This window comes from Wolbachia endosymbiont (group B) of Cyclophora punctaria (assembly GCF_964028235.1).
Classification (GTDB): Bacteria; Pseudomonadota; Alphaproteobacteria; order Rickettsiales; family Anaplasmataceae; genus Wolbachia.
Genome location: NZ_OZ034749.1, coordinates 751,153 through 772,301, shown reverse-complemented (window position 1 = coordinate 772,301; position 21,149 = coordinate 751,153). Strand labels below are relative to the sequence as shown.

At 33.9% G+C, this 21,149-nt stretch carries 19 protein-coding genes, 1 tRNA gene and 1 pseudogene; 9 read left to right on the top strand and 12 right to left on the bottom strand.

The window, feature by feature from the left end; genetic code table 11:
* Positions 1-11 precede the first annotated feature (11 nt).
* The 3 genes from ABWU33_RS03715 to topA all read left to right on the top strand — a co-directional run bounded on the left by ABWU33_RS03715 (position 12) and on the right by topA (position 4,013).
* Positions 12-311 carry a transposase gene (locus ABWU33_RS03715; protein WP_353280344.1) on the top strand — a complete coding sequence of 100 codons (300 nt, stop codon included), beginning with the start codon at positions 12-14 and terminating at the stop codon, positions 309-311.
* Complete coding sequence (locus tag ABWU33_RS03710) at positions 287-1,165, top strand: IS3 family transposase (protein WP_353273672.1); 879 nt, start codon at positions 287-289, stop codon at positions 1,163-1,165. The genes ABWU33_RS03715 and ABWU33_RS03710 overlap by 25 nt, the downstream gene beginning before the upstream one ends.
* 397 nt (positions 1,166-1,562) lie before the next feature.
* Positions 1,563-4,013: a type I DNA topoisomerase gene (gene topA / locus ABWU33_RS03705; RefSeq protein WP_211907961.1), complete on the top strand. Its 2,451-nt coding sequence runs from the start codon at positions 1,563-1,565 to the stop codon at positions 4,011-4,013.
* 184 nt (positions 4,014-4,197) lie between these two features.
* Here topA and ABWU33_RS03700 read toward each other — a convergent pair whose 3' ends face one another.
* Positions 4,198-4,320, bottom strand: coding sequence for a hypothetical protein (locus ABWU33_RS03700; protein WP_353281031.1), 123 nt, complete (start codon positions 4,318-4,320; stop codon positions 4,198-4,200).
* A gap of 80 nt (positions 4,321-4,400) precedes the next feature.
* On the opposite strand from ABWU33_RS03700, the gene tnpA (ABWU33_RS03695) reads away from it, so the two are divergent.
* On the top strand, positions 4,401-4,838 hold the full coding sequence (gene tnpA / locus ABWU33_RS03695) for an IS200/IS605 family transposase (RefSeq protein ID WP_265024376.1): 438 nt from the start codon (positions 4,401-4,403) through the stop codon (positions 4,836-4,838).
* 2 nt (positions 4,839-4,840) lie between these two features.
* On the opposite strand, the gene ABWU33_RS03690 is transcribed toward tnpA (ABWU33_RS03695), so the two are convergent.
* From ABWU33_RS03690 to ABWU33_RS03655, 8 genes are all read right to left on the bottom strand, one after another.
* Positions 4,841-5,674 carry a P44/Msp2 family outer membrane protein gene (locus tag ABWU33_RS03690; RefSeq protein ID WP_353281029.1) on the bottom strand — a complete coding sequence of 278 codons (834 nt, stop codon included), beginning with the start codon at positions 5,672-5,674 and terminating at the stop codon, positions 4,841-4,843.
* A gap of 100 nt (positions 5,675-5,774) precedes the next feature.
* Complete coding sequence (locus tag ABWU33_RS03685) at positions 5,775-7,793, bottom strand: type IV secretory system conjugative DNA transfer family protein (protein ID WP_211907957.1); 2,019 nt, start codon at positions 7,791-7,793, stop codon at positions 5,775-5,777.
* A gap of 30 nt (positions 7,794-7,823) precedes the next feature.
* Complete coding sequence (virB11, locus tag ABWU33_RS03680; RefSeq protein WP_019236952.1) at positions 7,824-8,816, bottom strand: P-type DNA transfer ATPase VirB11; 993 nt, start codon at positions 8,814-8,816, stop codon at positions 7,824-7,826.
* Between the two features lies 1 nt (position 8,817).
* The gene (locus ABWU33_RS03675; RefSeq protein ID WP_211907955.1) at positions 8,818-10,329 is read right to left on the bottom strand and encodes a TrbI/VirB10 family protein; all 1,512 of its coding nucleotides are present in this window, start codon (positions 10,327-10,329) and stop codon (positions 8,818-8,820) included.
* Positions 10,330-10,345: 16 nt separating this feature from the next.
* Positions 10,346-11,137 carry a P-type conjugative transfer protein VirB9 gene (virB9, locus tag ABWU33_RS03670; RefSeq protein WP_019236950.1) on the bottom strand — a complete coding sequence of 264 codons (792 nt, stop codon included), beginning with the start codon at positions 11,135-11,137 and terminating at the stop codon, positions 10,346-10,348.
* Entirely contained in the window at positions 11,124-11,804 is a 681-nt protein-coding gene (locus ABWU33_RS03665) for a virB8 family protein (RefSeq protein WP_211907953.1), read from the bottom strand. Before ABWU33_RS03665 ends, virB9 begins: the two co-directional genes overlap by 14 nt.
* A 72-nt stretch (positions 11,805-11,876) precedes the next feature.
* Complete coding sequence (locus ABWU33_RS03660) at positions 11,877-12,962, bottom strand: GTP cyclohydrolase II (RefSeq protein ID WP_353281027.1); 1,086 nt, start codon at positions 12,960-12,962, stop codon at positions 11,877-11,879.
* 20 nt (positions 12,963-12,982) lie between these two features.
* Positions 12,983-13,070: transfer RNA gene (locus ABWU33_RS03655), tRNA-Leu, on the bottom strand.
* Between the two features lie 190 nt (positions 13,071-13,260).
* Here ABWU33_RS03655 and ABWU33_RS03650 point away from each other — a divergent pair.
* The 3 genes and pseudogenes from ABWU33_RS03650 to ABWU33_RS03640 all read left to right on the top strand — a co-directional run bounded on the left by ABWU33_RS03650 (position 13,261) and on the right by ABWU33_RS03640 (position 16,120).
* Positions 13,261-14,496, top strand: a complete 1,236-nt coding sequence (locus ABWU33_RS03650; protein WP_353281026.1) for a metallophosphoesterase family protein — start codon at positions 13,261-13,263, stop codon at positions 14,494-14,496.
* A 15-nt stretch (positions 14,497-14,511) separates the two neighbouring features.
* Positions 14,512-14,853, top strand: a pseudogene (locus ABWU33_RS03645) (transposase); the annotation flags it as partial.
* A 253-nt stretch (positions 14,854-15,106) separates the two neighbouring features.
* Positions 15,107-16,120, top strand: coding sequence for a hypothetical protein (locus tag ABWU33_RS03640; RefSeq protein WP_250120331.1), 1,014 nt, complete (start codon positions 15,107-15,109; stop codon positions 16,118-16,120).
* A 5-nt stretch (positions 16,121-16,125) separates the two neighbouring features.
* Here ABWU33_RS03640 and dcd read toward each other — a convergent pair whose 3' ends face one another.
* The gene (dcd, locus tag ABWU33_RS03635) at positions 16,126-16,683 is read right to left on the bottom strand and encodes a dCTP deaminase (RefSeq protein ID WP_006012513.1); all 558 of its coding nucleotides are present in this window, start codon (positions 16,681-16,683) and stop codon (positions 16,126-16,128) included.
* Positions 16,684-16,754: 71 nt separating this feature from the next.
* Positions 16,755-18,212: a TrkH family potassium uptake protein gene (locus ABWU33_RS03630; RefSeq protein ID WP_250120329.1), complete on the bottom strand. Its 1,458-nt coding sequence runs from the start codon at positions 18,210-18,212 to the stop codon at positions 16,755-16,757.
* Positions 18,213-18,364: 152 nt separating this feature from the next.
* Between ABWU33_RS03630 and tnpA (ABWU33_RS03625) the strand changes: the two genes are divergently transcribed.
* Both tnpA (ABWU33_RS03625) and ABWU33_RS03620 read left to right on the top strand, forming a co-directional pair.
* Positions 18,365-18,802, top strand: a complete 438-nt coding sequence (gene tnpA, locus ABWU33_RS03625; protein WP_265024376.1) for an IS200/IS605 family transposase — start codon at positions 18,365-18,367, stop codon at positions 18,800-18,802.
* Between the two features lie 237 nt (positions 18,803-19,039).
* The gene (locus tag ABWU33_RS03620; protein ID WP_353281023.1) at positions 19,040-19,903 is read left to right on the top strand and encodes a hypothetical protein; all 864 of its coding nucleotides are present in this window, start codon (positions 19,040-19,042) and stop codon (positions 19,901-19,903) included.
* Positions 19,904-20,018: 115 nt separating this feature from the next.
* Here ABWU33_RS03620 and ABWU33_RS03615 read toward each other — a convergent pair whose 3' ends face one another.
* Positions 20,019-21,035: a substrate-binding domain-containing protein gene (locus tag ABWU33_RS03615; protein ID WP_135352867.1), complete on the bottom strand. Its 1,017-nt coding sequence runs from the start codon at positions 21,033-21,035 to the stop codon at positions 20,019-20,021.
* Positions 21,036-21,149 lie beyond the last annotated feature (114 nt).

The window sequence follows — 21,149 nt, the reverse complement described above, 5'->3', positions numbered from 1 at the left end:
AGAGGTGTGGTATGACAAAAAGAAAAGAATATACAGCAGAATTCAAAATTGAAGCTATAAGACTAGTAAAAGAAACAGGTCAATCATCAGCAAAAATAGCAAGAGATTTGGGTATTAGCGGTGATTCATTAAGCAGATGGGTAAAAACATACAATGATAGAATGTCTGGAGTAGATGCGTTTCCAGGAAAAGGGAAAGTAGCTCATTGTGACAAAGAAAAGTTTTATTTAAAGAAAGAGCTGGCAAGAGTAACGAGGGAAAGAGACATTTTAAAAAAAGCCCTGGGATATTTTGCAAACCAAAAAGAGTAAAATATTCTTTTATAAAAGAACATGAAAACTGCTATAAAATACGGGAATTATGCAGATTTTTGAACGTATCTGCTTGTGGTTATTATAAATGGATTACTAAGGAAAAAAACAACAAAAAATCAATAAGAGAAGAGCTCATACAAGATATTCAGAAGGTATATCGAGCATCACAATGCAGATACGGAGCTCCTAAAATTCACGCTGAATTAAAGGCTTTAGGTAAAAATTATAACATCAAAACAGTGCAAAATGTTATGCAGAAAAATGGCATTCAAGCTAAGCTTAGACGAAAGTTTAAAAGTAAAAAACCACAAATAGACAATAGAGTTATAACTCCTAACATATTAAATCAGAATTTCATCGCTGATCAACCTAACAAGATATGGGTAACTGATATTACGTACATAAAAACTAATGAAGGATGGTTATATTTGGCAGCAATAATAGATTTATATTCACGCATGGTGATTGGCTGGTCAATGAGTAATGCAGTAAATAGGCAATTAGTTATAGATGCGTTATTCATGGCTATTGGTAGGCGCAAATCTGCTAAAAATCTACTATTTCATAGCGATCAAGGATCGCAATACACCTCTAAAAATTATCAATTTTTACTAAGTACAAAAAATATTACTTCTAGTATGAGTCACAAAGGTTGTTGTTATGATAATGCTGTTTCAGAGAGCTTTTTTAGTTCACTTAAGAGAGAGTTACTCATTGATACTTCACAACACTCTGCACAACAAGCTAAAACCGCAATATTTGAATATATAGAAATTTTTTATAATAAACAGCGTAGACATTCTACTATTAACTATTGCATTCCTGAGCTTTTTGATTCATCATTCTCATAGCAAAAACGTCTTAACTTTCTGTCTACTTTTTCTGGGTAAGGTCACCCTATTAGCTAGCTCTAATCCTGAAAATTGGCCTGTCTTAAACAACCCGTTTCAGCTTATATGGTTAAAAAACTGGAAGTTTTGTAAAGAAATAAGATGCACATAGTGCAAAAAATTAAAAATAAGACGACAACTGCGTTATGCTTTTGTCGTTTAATCTGCACAGACGAAGATAAATAGTATAGCGTTATCCTTATGGTAAGGGAGTTGAAAAAATTTATAAAGCAGGTTCTTTCATTAGTTTTTTTGCGAACATCAAATAATTACTTAGAAAAATTGGAAAGACCATTAAAATATTTTTTTACTTTTTATTCTATATATTTCAACATATTACCTTTAAGTACTAATAATTATGGCATTATTAATAGTTGAGTCGCCAGCAAAGGCAAAGACGATAGGTAAATATTTGAGTAAAGAATTCAAAGTGGCTGCATCTTTTGGCCACGTCAGAGATCTGCCAGCGAAGAATGGTTCTGTTGATCCTGATAATGACTTTGCCATGAAGTATGAGATTATTGAAAAAGCAGAAAAGTATGTAAAAGAGTTAGTCAAGGAAGCTAGTAAAACATCAGATATATACCTTGCAACAGATCCAGACAGAGAAGGAGAAGCAATAGCTTGGAATGTGATAGAGGCACTAAAGGAAAGAAAAGCAATCAATGATGAAAGCAACATTCATAGAGTAGTCTTTAACGAAATAACAAAAAGAGCAGTGCAAGAAGCTATAAAAAATCCACGTGAAATTAATATGGACTTAGTGCGTGCACAGCAAACACGCAGAGCTTTGGATTATCTAGTTGGATTTAGCTTGTCACCGCTGCTGTGGACAAAATTGTCGGGAAGCAAATCTGCAGGGCGAGTGCAGTCTGTTGCATTAAAGCTTATATGCGAACGAGAGGATGAAATCAGTAAGTTTATAACACAGGAGTATTGGAGCATAAAGGCAGAAATGCAAAATAGCAAAGATGAGGCTTTTTTTGCTATGCTAAGCCACTATGACAATAAAAAGCTAGAAAAATTTGATATTAAGAATGAAGAAGAGGCAAAGAACTTAGTCAGGGAGATCGAGTCAAGGCAGTATGCTGTAAGCACAGTAGAACGCAAGCAAGTTAAGAGAAACCCGCTTCCTCCATTTATCACCTCAAGTCTTCAGCAAGATGCAGTGAATAAACTGTATTTTAATGTGAAAAATGTTATGCGAGTAGCGCAAAATTTATATGAAGGTATCAATATTGGTGGTGAAACCGTAGGATTGATAACTTACATGCGTACAGATGGGTTTCATATTGCAGATGAGGCTATAAACTCAATCAGGGGATCAATTAAGTCATTATATGGTGATAAATATTTACCGCATTCTCCTCGTAAATATGTAAAAAAGGTCAAAAATGCTCAAGAAGCACATGAAGCAATCCGGCCAACTGATATTAATAGAACGCCGGGTAGTATTAAGGATTACTTAACGCCAGAGCAATTTAAATTGTACGATTTAATCTGGAAAAGAACCATCGCAAGTCAAATGGAATCGGCGATTCTTGATCAAGTGGTAGTTGAAATTAGTTCTATTGACCAGAAAGTGATTCTGCGAGCAAGTGGATCAAGTATATTCTTTGATGGTTTTTATAAAGTCTATCAAGATAACATAGAAGCCGAAAATGAAGGCCTGCTACCTTCCATGAAGGAAGAGGAAGCGTGCAAGTTGATTTCTGTTGATCCGAAACAGCATTTTACTCAACCGCCACCTCGTTATAGTGAAGCGAGTATAGTAAAAAAAATGGAAGAAGTCGGTATAGGTCGCCCATCAACTTATGCAACAATTATTTCGGTATTACAAGATCGTGAATATGTTTCATTGGATAACAAAAGATTTATTCCAAGCAGCCGCGGTAAGATCGTGACTATATTTTTGGAAACTTTTTTTCAGCGTTGTGTAGAGTATGACTTTACAGCACAAATGGAAGAAAGGCTTGATTCAATCTCAAATGGACATGCAGATTGGAAAAAAGAACTAGGCTATTTTTGGGTGCCATTTTTTAATCATGTAAATTCTGTTAAGCAAATGACACATGATGAGATTTTTAGTGGTATTCATGATTTGGTAGTCAATTGGTTTTGCTCAGAGGAAGGAAAGGAAGAAATAGGTAAAAAATGTCCTAATTGCTCTGGTGGTATATTGAAATTAAATTTTGGAAAAGCCGGTGTGTTTCTTGGATGTTCTAACTATCCTGCATGCAATCATACAAAAGAAATTACGGACAGTAATGACAATTCAGAATATCCAAAAAGTTTGGGTATAGATGATGTGACAGGCCAAGAGGTAATGATCAAAAAAGGTCCTTTTGGACTTTATCTGGAGTTTAATAGTGAGTCAGAAAAGAAAAAAAAGATTTCTGTACCAAAAGATATAAATGTTAATGATATTGACCTAAATACCGCCACTCGATTACTTTCCCTGCCGAAAATAATCGGAGAACACCCAGAAACTGGAAAGGAAGTAAAAATAGGTCTTGGACGATTTGGATACTATATTCTCTATGATGGTCGATACTTTTCTCTTAAAAAAAGCTCTAAGGAGGTATTAGACACACAATTAAACGAAGCTATACAAATTATTGAGAGCAGCCCACGCAAAGAGCTAAAATCTCTTGGTTTTAATGAAAAGGGAAAAGAAGTTTTTATCTGCAACGGTAGGTACGGATTCTATATAAAATGCGGTAAAACAAACGTTGCTTTGGGCAAGAATGCAGATATTGAAAGTATAGATCTGAAGAAGGCTTTAGAGTTAATTAAGAATAAAAAGTAGACTTCTTGCATAACCATTCTTTATATGTTCTTTATTGTTGTTCCAGCCCTACACGCTGGAACTGAGAAAAAAGAGCCTGAATTACAAGAAAGAAAATATTCAGATAACGAGAAAGTTGTCACCTGGTTAGCAGCTACAGTCGTGTGACGCAGACATGCTACCAGGAAAATAGTCTCTATCAGAGTTAAGCTTTGCTTGCAAAATGAAAAGTAAGACCAGCTTCTATACCGTGTGTGTGAAACACTTGATTGCCTATACTGATACTTTCTTTGTGTAACTTCTGGTCCGATGGTTTTTGACTTTCCATAAGATGGTACAAGCCTCCACCTTCTAGGTGGAGAAACTTTAGTTTGTCAATGTCATAACTGTACTTTATAAAGTATAGTTATGACGGAATATGACAAAGGAAAACACACTGTATTTTATCATAGGTACCATATAGTCTGGATTACAAAATATCGGTACAGAGTATTAACTAAGGCTATGAAGGAGAGAATACGAACAATCATAGCAGAAGTATCTGAAGAAATGGGGATTAAGATAGAAAACGGAGTAATATCATCAGATCATTTACATTTATTCGTAGTAATACCTCCTCATATAGCTGTGAGTGATTTTGTTCAAAGAGCCAAAGGCAGGTCTTCACGCAAAATTCAACAAGAATTTCCAGAGCTAAATAAAATGTACTGGGGAAAGCGTTTTTGGGGAAGAGGATACTTTAGTGCTACCAGCGGACATATCACAGATGAAGTCATTAATGAGTACATCAATAAACATACAGATGCACATCAGCCTCATTCTATATCTAGTATAAGATTGGAGTAGCTTTAGCTTCTCACCGCGCTTCCAGCGCTATATCCAACCTTTCGGCTCTCAGCCGATAGTGGTTGAGTTTTATTCAATTCTAATATCTTTTTTCCATCTGGGTTTACCTGTTGCTTTGCTTTCATTTCTCCTAACACCTCTGCTTCAAAATCAACATTACTACCAAGAACACCAAAACCTCTATATCCGATGTGCATATTTATATCTTCGTTTATACGATAATCAAAGCCAGCTTTCAATTGACCTGCAGGTCTTATTGACGATTTTTCAAACATTGTCATTCTTGTTGCACCAACTCCAATACCAACGTAAGGAGAAAAAGAGAAACTATCACTTTTCCAATAATGATAAACATTTGCCATTACAGATGCGTTTTCTACTTGGTCATGATTAATTACAGTTTTATACATATAAGTTTTTTTATTAGCACTCTCACCAACGTCTTTTAGATACGAAACAGTTACTTGATTACTTGATAAACCAACATTATCTACTTTTACAGAAGAGTACATCCCTTCCAATTCAGCTCTATAGCTATTATTGCCTAGTTCTCCTGTGTAACCAAACGTTACATTTGCAGCAAAAGGTGGGTTATAATCTCCTTTATACTTACTTATTAACTGACCTTCTGTTCTCTGAGCATCTATGTCATTTATAGATACACGGTTATCATCTGTAGCATCTTTGCCTCCAATTTTTGCTTTCAACTTACCCAAGTTCAAATATTGACCGTAATATCCACCACCAAAGTAAAATCCTTCTGTTTCACTTGCAAAAGATTGTTGTGACAACAATAAAGCAAGTGCCGTAACTGCTAATGTTTTTTTACTCATCATGACTATTCCTCTAGTTAAAATAGCTAATCTAGTACTAATTAATTAAAAATGATTTAATATGAAAAAACTAATTATTTTCTAAACTAAAAAATAGGTAAAATTAACCTCTATCCTCGATTTTATTGCCGTCTAGTTTGTCCTCATCTTCAAATTCATCATCATCGTCAAATTCATCCTTACTGTCTTCATCATCAAACCCATCATCGTCTTCCTCATCATCAAAACCATCACCACCTTCAAATTTATCATCAATATCCTCGTCTTCAAATCCATCTTCAATCTCTGGCTCATCGTATATTGCATCTTCAGTTTTAGCTTCAACAGGATAATCAGCAGCTTCAATAGCATTACTCTCTTCTTCATTACTAATCTTATCTTTGTTAGCAGCAGAAAAGACCTTGTTTGGATCATATGGCTCTTGTGTAGGCACACGTGTTGGTTTAATCAGCCTCCTTGTGAATGTGCTATCACTATAGTACAAAATTTTCTTTGACTTAATTGGATAAGTCGATTCTATCAAAATTATTTGATCATCACGTGGCAGCATAATAATTTCTTGAGGTAAGAGCAATGCTCTCTGTGTTTCAGAGATATGCAATGATCTTGATGCAGGATTCAAGTCTAAAAATTTAGGTTTGTTTAATGATTCTTGTTGTACAGTTTTGTTTCCTATAAGCTGAGATATCAAATTAGCCGTTTCAATATTATTGGCTGCAAAAGTTATTCTATAGGTTGAGTTTGATAAAAAGGAGTTCATTCCTGCTTCTTCATATATTCCTTTAAGCTGTTCAGTATCTTGAACGATTAAAAATAACCTTACTCGATAGCCACGAAAGTATGCGATGCCCGTTTGAAATTGCTCCATTTTTCCAAGTGTTGGAAACTCATCCATTAAAAATAATACGCCGTAAGGCTCGTCATCCGATGGCAATTTTCTACATAAAAACTCAGTTGCCTGTTGGTAAAAAACCTGCATTAAAGGCCTGAGCCTAGTTAAGTTATCAGGAGTTAAACCAACATAAACTGTAGTTTTCTTCTTTTTAAAATCCAAAATATTAAAATCACTTGATGCAGTTGCAGTATCGATCAATGGGTTTGCCCACAATTCAAGCGACGAGTTCATAGTTGACACAACACCTGATCTTTCTTTGTCAGCCTTTTGCAAAAAAGCTGCAATGTTCATATACGCTACCGGATGTATTATTTTACCCATTGTGTCCAAAACTACAGCAAGATTGTAAACTACGTCATCGCTACGCATCGTACGCACAACCTCACCAAAAGATTTAACTTTCTCTGGTGCAGCAAGTAAATATAGTACCACCCCAACAAATAAGCTTCTTGCTTCGTTTTGCCAAAAATCTTGTTCAGGCATGATTAGGTTAGCTATTTTTTGCACATCGTCAACCATCTGTCCAGGTTTTTCACTAATCCATTCCAGTGGATTATAACAATGGCTTACCCCATCTGGCTGCGCTGGGTTCCATACATATACTTTTTGTCCTTGTCGCTCTCGCCAACCACTTGTTATTTCATAGTTCTCTAATTTTATATCATGCACAATTACCGAATCATTCCAAAATAACAAATTAGGAATTACAAAACCAACACCTTTACCAGAGCCCGTAGGTGCAAAGAGCAATGCATGCTGAAACCCATCAGCAATAAAATATCCTCTCTTATCTTTACCAAGCAATAGACCTTTTTTGCTTCTTAATCCCGCTTTTCGTATGTCTTTCTCTGATGCCCACTGTGAATCTCCATGAAGTGATTCTTTCTTTTTAAATGGCCGCCACTCAATTAGTCTTTCTCTCACATTCCACAAAATAATCATCAAAACAATTTGAGGCAGTACAGAAGATACAACTAATTTAATTTTGAGCTCAAAGCTATATAGCTCTGGATGATGCCAACAATATTGTATATGATCAAAAATTGTCGGCCAGAGAGCTTGAGGAAAAGGTGTCAAGCTAGGATTAATTGCTCTAAAATCTACACCATCTGGACCGTCAACAAACAGATAGAATAATATACCAGACAAATAGAAGCAAAATTCAAGTATGCTAAAAGATACTACACCTCCTATGAGAATATTGCGTAGGTGATTTCCATTACTCATAAACTACTTTTTCTTAACTTACGTATAAATTTAAGTATTTTCATTTGAAGATCTAGTAAATAATATTTCAGAAATGCTTCTTTTTCCACCACTGGTCCTTTTGAGTTGAATAACAATGTCAATTACATTTCTAATGTATGGTATGATCTGATCTGGGGGAATGCCAAGATTTGCTTGCATAACCATAAGTTTTATTTGCTCAAGAGCCATTGCCGGACTATCCGCATGAAGAGTTGATATTGACCCTGGGTGGCCAGTGTTTATTGCTCTAAGAAAACTAAAAGCTTCTGCTCCACGCAGCTCACCAACTATTATTCTATCTGGTCTTAAACGTAAACATGCCTCTATCAAATCTTGAGTGGTCACTTTTGCCCTGCCTTGCCCTCCTTTAGAAGCAATTAAATGGACTTTATTGGGATGATCATTCAAAACTATCTCTCTTGCATCTTCAACAGTAATAATTCTTTCTTCAGATGGAATAGCACGCAAAGTAGCATTAGTAAAAGTGGTTTTACCAGTGGAAGTTCCACCACTAATTATGATATTTTTCTTACTTATTACAGCATATTCTAAAAACTCTTTTATTTTTTTTTGTTTCAGTAGCAAATCTAGATGACGATCTACTGGATTATCGGTCACTCCTATAACAGTTTCAGAAAAAGCCCCCATTTTTTCATAATCATCCAATGCCAATTGCATAGAAGAAGGTTTACGAATTGAAATGACTACTTTATCAGGCTCACATGCTGGAGGAAACACTATCTGTATACGATAACCATTTGGTAATGTAGCTGAAAGCAGCGGTGTCTCTTCGCTCAGTTTTTGTTCTGTAGCTTGAGCAATCAACCTGCTAAGAGATTTTAAATGATTAAGATCAAATATTTCTAACTTTTCGCATCTTATTTCACCGCGATTTTCAATCCATACTTCCTTCGGTTTATTTATTGATATTTCATTTACACCTTCCTCTTGAAATATGCCTTGTAATGGCTCCAAATATGTATCAAGTGCAGCATAGTTCATTTCAGTTATTTAATATTGACTGTGGAGGAAATACTATATCTTGGTTAACAAATACTTTCAATGAAGTTCCTTGATTAACATAAATAGTTGGTTTTTTATCTACACTCCTATCAACTATATCTCGCATGTCTTTGGAAAAATCATTGATTGACTTCCCTATTGCTTCATCATAAACAGATTTGCTTCTTTTCTGAGTTTGCCTCAACAGTTGACGTACATCGTCTAAAGTTATACCGATATTATCACTAGTAATTGCATCAACTCCACTAGCTCCAGAACTTTTTATCACACTTACTATTTCTTCCTTTATTATTCTCAGCAAATCCTGATCACTTTTAGCATTTCGAATTTTTTCAATAGCCCTAATACCCAATTTCCATTTTTCGTCTCCTACCTTCCCAACTTCAGTTTTTATAGAATTCTCCAATCTCTCAACAATAGCCCCTTTGAGAGAAGAAATATCTATTTCAGTTGCAGTAATAGACTTCACTGCATCCATGGCAGTTAGCGCATCGATAAGATTAGAGGCTTTTTGTCCTACAACAGCTGAACCAATCGAAACACCAGCAAGTGCCACTGAAGAGAATAATGCACTTGCTATTTTATTATCAACTATTCCAGCTATCCCTGCCCTTCCAAGCTCATCGGTACCAGATGATGCAATAGCAACATCTATACCATGAGGAAGAATGATCCTATTCCAATTTATGTTCACGCGGGCTTTTGCAACATTTGAGTCGAATGAATAACCACCTATTAACCTTGAACCTTTTGGTATTAAAATTGTATCACCAGTTTCTGCATAAACGTCTCTACTAACAACAGCACGGAGCATTCCTTGTAAGTCAGAACTTATTGCAGTTTCAAGAATAGCGTCAATAACTTTACCTTGAATAATCATTAAACCAAGCTTTCCAGCTTTGGTAGCTTTGCTCGATTGTGCTGAGGTATTGGATAAAACAGCATCTGTAGCTTTACCTTCCCCACTACTACCTGAAATTGCTAACATTTGTGCACTACGTCTGTCTCTAGGATAACCGCCACCCCCTATTGTAGGAAATGAAGTAGGCAAATTGCTAATAACATTACCAGAAGGAAAATTTTGCTTTGGTAAAACAGGTATATTTGACAAGGGAATTTCTTTTAGTTGCTCTTCTTTTTTTGTCACTTCCTCTTTTTTGATTTGTTTTACTTCTGGTATGACTTGTGGAATAGGAAGAGGAGGTAAGGGTGGCAAGAGATCAGTTACTACTCTTTCGGAAACTATTGCATTATCTGGAACTTGTTCTAACTTTCCTTTCAATTCTTGAATGTTTTGCTTTGTTTCCTCTTTTTTAACAATCTCTGGACCCTCTTTATTAGAAGGACTAAAATAAAGATAGTACACTCCACCAACTAAGAGCGCTACCATAACTATCATCAATGCCTTATAACCTTGATTAGAGCCAACTGTTACTACCTTGCTTTCTATCTCTGATTCATCTTCTACACTATTATGCCTTTCTTTACTCATATTATATGTACCACAACTAAAGTGACCTATTTATAACTTCAACTTCACTACCTTCATAACGCATTAATAGCTTTTTATGTACTCCTTTTATTACAACATAATCATCAAATAACAGCCTTTTACAGGATTCGCCTTCTATAAAAATCTGAGGAATTTTATTACTATTTCTAAACTTTAAATAGGTTAAATAACCATCATCGAATAACTCAATTGGAACTATATCTACGTTACCACCTTCATCAATATATGTATAGTTGTACCTCGTATTATTTTCTTGTATTATTTTTTCTGGCTTTTCTGTAATGTATTGCATTTGAGTAGGTAAAGAAACCTCATCTAAATCAACATCAAATTCATCTTCTTCTTGAGGATAATAAAAACGTATTACGTAAGATATATCCTTTTCAACGGAATAATCATGATCCACTTTTTTAGCATCAGTATCTGGGTATTTATCGTAATTTGGTCTTGAAATTAGATCAAAAATGTAATTTCTCTTTTTAGTTGTCGTAATAATCATGTTAGTGCGACTACTGACTTCAAATGGCATGACAAGCAGTTTATTATCATAAGGATTAATTTTCCAACTTGATGCATCACCAACAGCAATATTTTTGACTTTTTCCCCTTCTGCAAACTCAATATAAGAATAGTAACCTTGACTAAAAATTACTGTAAACACCTCATTAGGGCTATATACAAAAGTCTTTATTCTACTATCTACAGAAATAGGTTTATTATTAATAGATGCATTTAAGTTGCCACTTATTAGTAAAGCTAAAACTAACAATATCCTACACATATTCATCATCTACTCTATATGAAATAACTTGAAACCCTAACGGGTTAATATATCTTTGCTGATCATTCATTTCAAGCGATGCATATTTATACGACATCACAACTATCTTATTTTTCCTTGAGGAATTTCCATCTTTTCGTGTAAATTCTATAGAAAATCTCACTTGAAGAGCATCGTTACCTAATTTTTGAATTGAACGAATTTTCAACTCACCTTTAGCATCTGAATATAAATTAAAAAGGTCATTCATATTCTGCGATTTTATATAATTGCTAAATTCACTATATACACTAGGCGAAGAAAACAACCTTACTTTTGTATAATAATTATAATTATAATTATATGGATCAAAAACCTCCCTTGCTTTTATATACTCTGAAATAAAATAATCGTTCAGCGTTTCATTTGCAGAATATTGTTTTACTGTAACAGGATCAACCAATTGCACTATTCCTGACTTTTTATCAATTTCTATAACGAATGGCTCAATAGTGCTACTTGTGCTAATTTTAAATATAGCTAATATGCTTATAGAAATTGCAACTAGTAATATTAATGTAAATAAAAGTAAAGTATTTCTCTGAGCAACAACTGTGCTATAGCGACTTGAATTCCAATTTATATCCTTATCCAATGAATCATTACTTTTTTCTTGTTTTAAAAATTTCAGCATCTCAATATTCTTAAAAATCTTAACTTATATTAATTAACATAGCAAGCTAACAAAGTAGTTATAACAAAAAAGCTAATAAACCCTTAATCCATGGCCTAACTTGCCAAATTTTGTTTCCATATATGAATCATTATATTCATTGCGTTCCATAATAAGTGGTATACACTTTGTAACTTCTATACCGTTATTTTTCAACTCTGATAACTTTCTACCATTGTTTGTAAGTAATTGTATTTTGTTAATGTTCAATTTCTTAAGTATTTTAGCTGCAACAGCAAAGCTCCTTTCATCATCTTCAAAACCCAATACTCTATTTGCATCAACAGTATCAAGATTATATTTTCTTTGCATACTGTATGCTCTTAACTTATTAGTTAAACCAATGCCTCTCCCATCTTGCATCAAGTATAATATAATGCCATTCCCAAAGTCGGTCATTATTTGAATCGCTTGATGTAACTGGCTTCTGCAATCACATGATAAGCTGTCTAATAAGTCTCCTGTATAGCATGAAGAATGAATTCTCACTAATGGCTCATTATCTTTATCTGAATTGCCAATGATAATTGCATAATGTTCTCTTCCGCCACTTTTGGTTCTATAAGATATGATATCTACTTCTTGAGTCTGTTTTAAAAATAATGATGTTTTGCACACTTCATACACACTATGATTTTGTTGAAAATCATTCACAAGTAACGTATTTAGTGCAATAATGTCATTTTCTTCACACCAATTTCGCATTTCATGTTTATTCTCAAAAGTCATATCAGCCACTAACGCGTATGGCAATAATTCTGAGAACTTAAGCAAGGCAACAGCATAAGCATCTATTGTCTTTGAGCATTGCAACTCTTTTATCCAATCTTCCTTTGAACAGTTTATTAAATGGAGCAGTTCATCAAAATTGCTTATCAACAGACGTTTGCTACTATGTTCTTTACTCTGACATATGTATTTTACCTTACTTGCAGTCAAAGTAACATACACATTACCTGATATAAGCTTATATTGACTAAATAAATTTTTTTCTAAAGTTTCAGCAGCAGCAAGCAATAGATAGTTATTTTCATCATCATATATTAAAATTGGAAGACCACGCCTGACTTCACTGATGGCCCTTTCTACTTTATTTCTACTTTGATTTCCTATAAACATTTCACCTACACCAAACAACTTGGTGCGGTCGAGAAGACTTGAACTTCCAAGGCTTTGTGAGCCACAGCGACCTCAACGCTGCGTGTCTACCAATTCCACCACGACCGCACTTTATTCTAGTTTCTATATAATTACTTTAAATTACTTAATCATTTTAGGATTTTTCATCTAAAGTGTCAATCTGATACTAGGATAATTTAGGAAATGCCTGTATAATTTAACTATGAATTTTATGGTTACAAACTTTAATCATTTAAGATAATCTTACTGCTAATTCTTAATTTAGGTCTTTATACAAATGAAAATAGCTAATATCTTCATTTTTTTAATTCTATCTCTTACAATTAGCTTTTACCCCACTCATGCACAAATATTGTACACATGGTCTCAAATCATTCCAGAAAATAAATTAAGCATACGTGCGATTATAGACAATAACATGTGTCCCATTGCTTACGTCGATAATAAGGCAGTAGAAATGCTAAATCGCAGCTCAATTAACAATACCGAAACAGTTTGTGAACTGATAGTAGAAACAAATGCTCAAAACATTAGTATTGACAATATAAAAGTTCCCGTATTAGCGGAAAAGATCAGCAAAATTGCCTTCATTGGCGATACAGGATGTAGAATAAATATGTTATTTCAGCAAGAATGTAATTCTGTAGATAACTGGCCTTTGAAAAAAAATTTAGATTCAATCGCTTTTCATAAACCAGATTTAATTATCCATGTTGGTGATTATCATTATAGACAAACAAAATGTAGAAACACAAAAAAGTGCGGCGATATTTATGGATATAGCAAAGAAGCTTGGTACGCTGATTGGTTTGAGCCTGCAAAAGATATTTTAACACAATCTCCTTTTCTTTTTGTTCGTGGAAATCATGAGAGTTGTAATAGAGCTTATGAAGGATGGTTCAGATATTTAGATTCATACCCCTTTTTCCCTCAAAAATGTGAAGATCTTATTTCCAGTTGGTTCTTAGATGCTGGGCCGATGAAGTTTTTTATCTTCGACTCTTCATCCGGTGAGGAAATTTTTACAACCCAAAGCACAGTTGATGCTTTTGAGAGGCAGTTTGATAAATTGATACAAGATAAGCCCACGTGGTTTTTGACTCATAAACCACTTTGGAGATCTCCAAAAAAAGAATTTTTGACATTAAAAAGCCATGGTAATCTTACACAAATTGAAGCTTTTGGAGATAAATTTCCAAGCAATGTTACTACCATAGTTTCTGGCCACATTCATATAGCCCAGATTTTATTAATGGATAATGTTCCAGATCAGATTATAGTTGGAAACGGCGGTGCATTATTACACGCTCAAGATCAAGAACCTGTTTATCAAAACGTAGAATTTAACTATCCAAATAGTAGAAATTACTTAGCACACGAAGTTAGAAACTTTTTCGGCTTTGGCTTTGCAATATTAGGTTTAGACGATCACAAATTTACTTTCTATAACCAAGATAATAAGGAAATGTATTCTGCAAACCTAACGAAAGACTTTAAACTCAAAACAAATTAAAATTAGGACTATTTAAGGACGCAGAAAAAACGTGCTGAGCTTAAAAAACTCATAGCAACAAAAAACACTGAAATTCTTGTATATATCGACTAATCTGGAATTGATAACACAAAAGTCAGCGTATTAGTATGATTGCAGCTTTGAATAAGGGAAAAATTATGGCGCCTATGATTTTTGAAGGCTACTGCGATACAGACGTTTTTAATAGCTAGTTCAAGCTTTATTGCTGGGTGATTTTGGATAATGCAACTTTTTATAGAAAATAAGTGAATTTGTTAAAAGTATCGGTGCTGAAGTTATATATCTGCCTCCATATTCTCCTGATTTTAATCAAACCATTGGTTTGCTATAAAAAATTGAGCCAGAAAGAATATCCAGCTATTCAAACTATTAGAAAAAGAGCTATATATGAGCATGTTTTAGCACAGACATTTTTTTGTAACTAGGCGAATGCAATCAGTTTTAGCTGCTTGAGAGGATATCAATTAATAAAGAAATGCATCTATAGTAATTAGAAGAAAGAATGAAAAAGTACAGAAGTAGAAATGTGAGTTGACAAAATAAGAGAAATATAATATATTGACGATAGTGATACTATTTAAAATTAATTATGCCAGTGGTAGTAAATACACCAGGTAACATACAAAGAACGTCAAAATTAAGAGATATTTTACTAGCCCCTGTGAGGTGGCTAGTCATTGGTTTAGCTGTAGTATTACTCATAGCATCTATTGTTCTTGTTCTAGCATTAACTCTAGTCGCTCAAGCATTGAGTAAGCTATATGTTCTTGCAGGAGGCAAATTACCAGAATGGTTAGATCAAAGAACTGAAGCATTTATGGAGGCAGCGCGTATCCCACAAACAACGCATGATACTAATGTAAATGATGCAATTAATATTAACGTTCAAAAGCTAAAAGAAAACTATGGCGAGCCTTATGTTGATGATAAGTTTATAAAGGAAATAGAAGGATTTATTGATCAGTTAGAGTGCATAGCAAATGGCACACAAAAAGCTGTAGATAAAGATCAACTCACAGCAGATGAGCAAAAACATGCGCTTGAGTGCCTAAAGCGTATAAAAAATGACCCTGATTCACATAGTGGAAGTGGATTAAGATTGAAGCAAGTTTTAAGTTTGGTTTGGAAAGCTTGTAAGGATAAAAATAAAAAAAGTACTGATAATAATATAGATATTAATACCCGCATATCACAGAGAAAATATCAACTGGTTAAACATTTAGTAGAATCGCAAACAGAATACGGAGTACTTGTTGGCAGTGCATGTTTTACTGGTACCTTTAACAGTATTGTCTCTTCCTTGTACACTTTTGAAGAGTTTTCCTTCTTGCAAAGAGCGGATAAGGCTACTGTAAAACAAGAATTTCAAAATGAGCTACAAAAAAAAGGTGAAGAATTATTTAATCAGCTTGCCAATGATGAAGAAAAAAAAGAAGTTGCAAAAGCTTTAAGTAATCCTTCTACAAATTTCTTTATTAGCTTTATAGAATCATTTAAAAATCACTCTGCACGTGCAGTTTTAGGTGATAAAAAATGTGATGAACTAATAAAAGAAAATTTTGCTAATCTTCAATACAAAGAATCAATATCTAGCTTTATCTAAAGTAATCACTTAACTAACGGCAAAGTGATACCATGTTGATTCATATATTTTCCTTTCATATCATCGTATGATTTCTCGCATTCACTTTCGCCGCTTAAAAACACAAATTGGCATGCTCCTTCATTAGCGTAAATTTTTGCAGGAAGTGGAGTAGTGTTAGAGAATTCAAGTGTGACGTGACCTTCCCATCCAGGCTCTAAAGGTGTGACGTTTACTATAATACCACATCTTGCATAAGTTGATTTACCAACACAAATTACCAGTACATTCCTTGGTATACGAAAATATTCCACCGTGCTGGCAAGTACAAAACTATTTGGTGGGATTATACATACATCTGTTTCCTTATCTATGAAACTATTCTCAGAAAAATTCTTGGGGTCTACAATAGCTGAATTAACATTAGTAAAAATCTTAAACTTATTACTAACTCTTGCATCATAGCCATAAGATGATAATCCGAAAGATACAACACCCTTACTGCTTTTATGATTCACAAAAGGCTCTATCATTCTAGAGTTTTCAGCCTTTTCCCTTATCCATTTATCTGGCATAACTGCCATAATTGTCCTTTAAAGTTTTGTAATACTTATAATAATATGTAATAGAATTTAAATGTAAACCTGAATTCGCGTTACACTCTTGAATGGCAAAGTTTCCAGTATAAACTACCTATACAAAAATAAATTGGCAATATTTCAAGCCTGCCAAGCAGCATCAAAAACGATAGAAATAGCTTTACTCCACCACTAAAGGAGGAATAATTACCTGAAGGACCTATTAGGTTACTAAACCCTGGGCCAGAATTTGTAAGCATTGCAGAAACAGAGCTGATGCTAATTATAAAGTCCGCATTGCTCAAGTAAGACATCACTATTGATGATATAGTGAACGTTAACATGTAAATCGCAAAAAACGTAAAGACGGATTGAACTTCATCATTTTCCAGTATTTTACCATTGAGTTTTACTCTATCGCTTTCACTTGGATTTAATAAAGAGCTAAAGTAATTCCTTATAGATTTTAGAAAAATGACTAAACGGAAGATTTTGATTCCACCACTAGCAGAACCACCACATCCACCAATAAAGGCTGAAAAGAAAGCTAAGACTGAAATAAAGCTCCAATTCAAGTAGTTGCACATTACATAGCCAGTTGATGTGATAAAGGAGGTAATGGTGAATGTGCTGTACCTAAATGATAAAAATACTCCTAAGTCAAAATTTTTATATAACCAAAAACAAGCAAGCAAAGATGAGATAACAACTATCTTAATAAAGTAAGAGACCTGTTCATCATAACAAACGTCTAATCGTCTTATAATTTTTAAATAGCTCAGAAAAGGTAAAGAGCCTAAAATCATAAAGATAATTGTTATGACCTCCAATATAGGGTTATTGTAGTAGCCTATAGAATCGTTATAGTTAGCAAATCCACCAGTTGATACAGCGGACATTCCGTGACATACTGCGTCAAATAATGGCATGCCAGCTAGATAGTAGGAAAATATGCACAATAAAATTAGGCAGTAATATATTTCTGCAATATGTATTACTACGCTTCGCGTATGTGGTAACTTTCTTTTAAGAGCATCTGAGTACTCAGAATAGAGTAAATTATTTAAGCTCAAAACCTTAAATATGGGAAAAATTGCAATTCCTACTGTAATTACTCCAAAACCACCTATACCGTGCAGCATTGCTCTCCACAGTAGTATCCCCGGAGATTGTTGCTCGATGTAACTTAGAACAGTTGCTCCTGTGGTTGTAATCCCAGATACTGCTTCAAACAGTGCATCAATGTAGCTTAAACTATCAAGATAAAATGGAATAGCTGCAAATAGAGATAATGCAATCCAGGTACAACTGGTAATCGCAAAAATTGCCGGCATTCCATGTAACCTACTTAGTTTACCCAATAGAATAAAAATCGCACTAAATATGCAGGTAACTATAAATCCAACCAGAAAATTTTTCCATTCGTAACCTAGATAATTATTAGTAATAGCAGGAATAAGCATTGCTACGCCAAACAACAATAGAAAAATTCCCACAATAAACGCAATTGAACGTAAAACTTGCAGACTTTCCATAGACAGTACTTTGAAAGCTATATGTTATTAAAACTTCAACCGCTTTGCTAATTTTTTCTCTTGACTTTCCATAAGATGGTACAAGCCTCCACCTTCTAGGTGGAGAAACTTTAGTTTGTCAATGTCATAACTGTACTTTATAAAGTATAGTTATGACGGAATATGACAAAGGAAAACACACTGTATTTTATCATAGGTACCATATAGTCTGGATTACAAAATATCGGTACAGAGTATTAACTAAGGCTATGAAGGAGAGAATACGAACAATCATAGCAGAAGTATCTGAAGAAATGGGGATTAAGATAGAAAACGGAGTAATATCATCAGATCATTTACATTTATTCGTAGTAATACCTCCTCATATAGCTGTGAGTGATTTTGTTCAAAGAGCCAAAGGCAGGTCTTCACGCAAAATTCAACAAGAATTTCCAGAGCTAAATAAAATGTACTGGGGAAAGCGTTTTTGGGGAAGAGGATACTTTAGTGCTACCAGCGGACATATCACAGATGAAGTCATTAATGAGTACATCAATAAACATACAGATGCACATCAGCCTCATTCTATATCTAGTATAAGATTGGAGTAGCTTTAGCTTCTCACCGCGCTTCCAGCGCTATATCCAACCTTTCGGCTCTCAGCCGATAGTGGTTGAGTTGATTATAAATAAGTATAATTATAGCGCTAAATTTGCCATAAGAGATAGAGGTAAGGTATGTTATTAACTGACAGACAAAAAAAAATTCGAGATTCATTAATTAGTGAAGCTATAAAAGGCAACTTTGAGAATATAAAAAATAATCACGATAGCGATATACAAGAAGTTTTGAAAAACGAATTACCTAGTAATATACAAGAAGAGTTTAAAGGCGATCTACCTAATCCTTGTACCACTTCACAATTTATTATATTCCAAAAAAATCAAAAGGAAATTAATCAATGTATACAGAAAATGGAGCAAAAAATTGAGAGTATTTCGTGTGATATAGCTATACAAGAAGCGAAAGGAAGTGATGATTCGCATATGCAAAAAGTGAAAAACTTAAAGAGAATAAGTGATCTTCACCACAAATTACGTCAAACAATAGATTATTTAGATGTTAAAAAAGTTAAAGCAGTATTAGAAGATTGTGATACAAATCTAGCAATGATTTTAAATAGACCTATACATTCACAGAGCAAAACTACCCTTTTACTTTATCCTCTGCAAGTTGGTCTTAATAAACGATATATAGGTGATGGTAAAAGATTGAAACAAGAAGATCTGAGAAATATAAAAGAAATTACTAAACTTCTTTGGGATAAAGCTTCTCCTGAGATTCGCGATTTCTGGTTTAAATTCCATCAAGATCAACAAGAAGAAAGTACAAAAGACACAAAAGCAACCTTTGAAGCTCATTTGAAAAAAGCTTCTCCTGATATTCGTGACTTGTGGCTTAAATATCAAAGAGTGCCTGAAAATCAAGATGCAGCTGTAATAAAACTTCTTAAAGGTGAGCAACAACGGCATGCCAAGATAGGTAGTGAGAAGTGGCTTGAAGATTTTATTCAAGAAGTTAAGGATTACAAAGAACAAAAAAGCATAAAAGAAAATTGTGAAATAGCCATAGAGAAACCTATCACCAAATGTGTTCTGCAAAACGCGCAACTTTCTAAAGTGAGCACAAATAGAGCCTGTTATATTTCGTAGAAAGTTTTTGTAGTAAATGAGTGCTTAGGAAAGCTAAGTATGATAACAATAAAAACAAGAAATTTAAACGTTCTATTGTTAACCTAGTATCCAGAATAAAAAAATATCAAAGTCATCATATTATATCACGAACCTTTTCCAAGACTTTCTTCATATTTTCACTTGAAAGTGGAATTAGACCAAGCCTAGATAGATATCCACCTTCAGTACTAATAGAATCTACAACTTCTCTAATGAATTCCCTTAATCCATCAACAGTATCTAAGTGTTCTTTCTTGATATAAAGATATAAAGGCCTTGCTAACATATACTCCCCCGATGATATATTTTTATAAGTTGGCTCAATTCCTGCGATTGTGCTTCCTTGAATCTCATCTTGGTTTTTCGCTAAAAAGCTGAAGCTAAATATTCCTAAAGCATTTTTATTGCTCTTCAACTTTTGTATTATTATGTTTTCATTAATTCCAACTTCTATATATCTTCCATCATCTCTGATATTACTACATGCTTTCTTTCTTTTTTCTTGGTCTTGATAATTCTCTTTGAAAATCCTTGAGTTCATACATGAATATTGATCAAGCATAATAAAATTAATCAAAGTTTCATGTGTACCTGTATTTTGATGTGGGCCATAGATTTTAATTTCTGTTTTTGGTAGAGCTTGATTTACATCAGACCAAAATTTCTTGTTATTCTTTACTAATCTATCATTGTCTTCAGAATATGAAGATAAAGTTTCAAACAGGTCATTTTTTGTAAAATCAAATCTATGGCTTTGATTTGAATTTGCAATAACAATTCCATCATAGCCAATTATGATCTCTATTACTTCATTCACTTTATTTCTTTTACATAATTCTCTCTCTACTTCCTTCATAGGGCGAGATGAAGTAGTGATATCTGGTGTGCCTTCCCCTATTCCTGAACAAAACATTTTGAACCCTGATCCACTTCCTATCGATTCTACAACCGGAGTTTTAAAGGAAAATATACGGCTGAATTCTTCAGATATAAATGAGATAAAAGGAAAAACAGTTGAAGATCCAACAATTCTGATATATCTTCTGGCATCAACATTTGACAGTGGGATGAGTAATACAAATGCAAAAATAAGGAAAAGGCGTTTCAGCATCGTTTTCGCTCAAGAGTGTAAACTTAATTATCGTAATAAAAAATCAAACTGAAAAGCTTTTTTTCTAGATTTCAAAAGGTATAACGATCAAATGTGTGCGTAATGATGAGATCT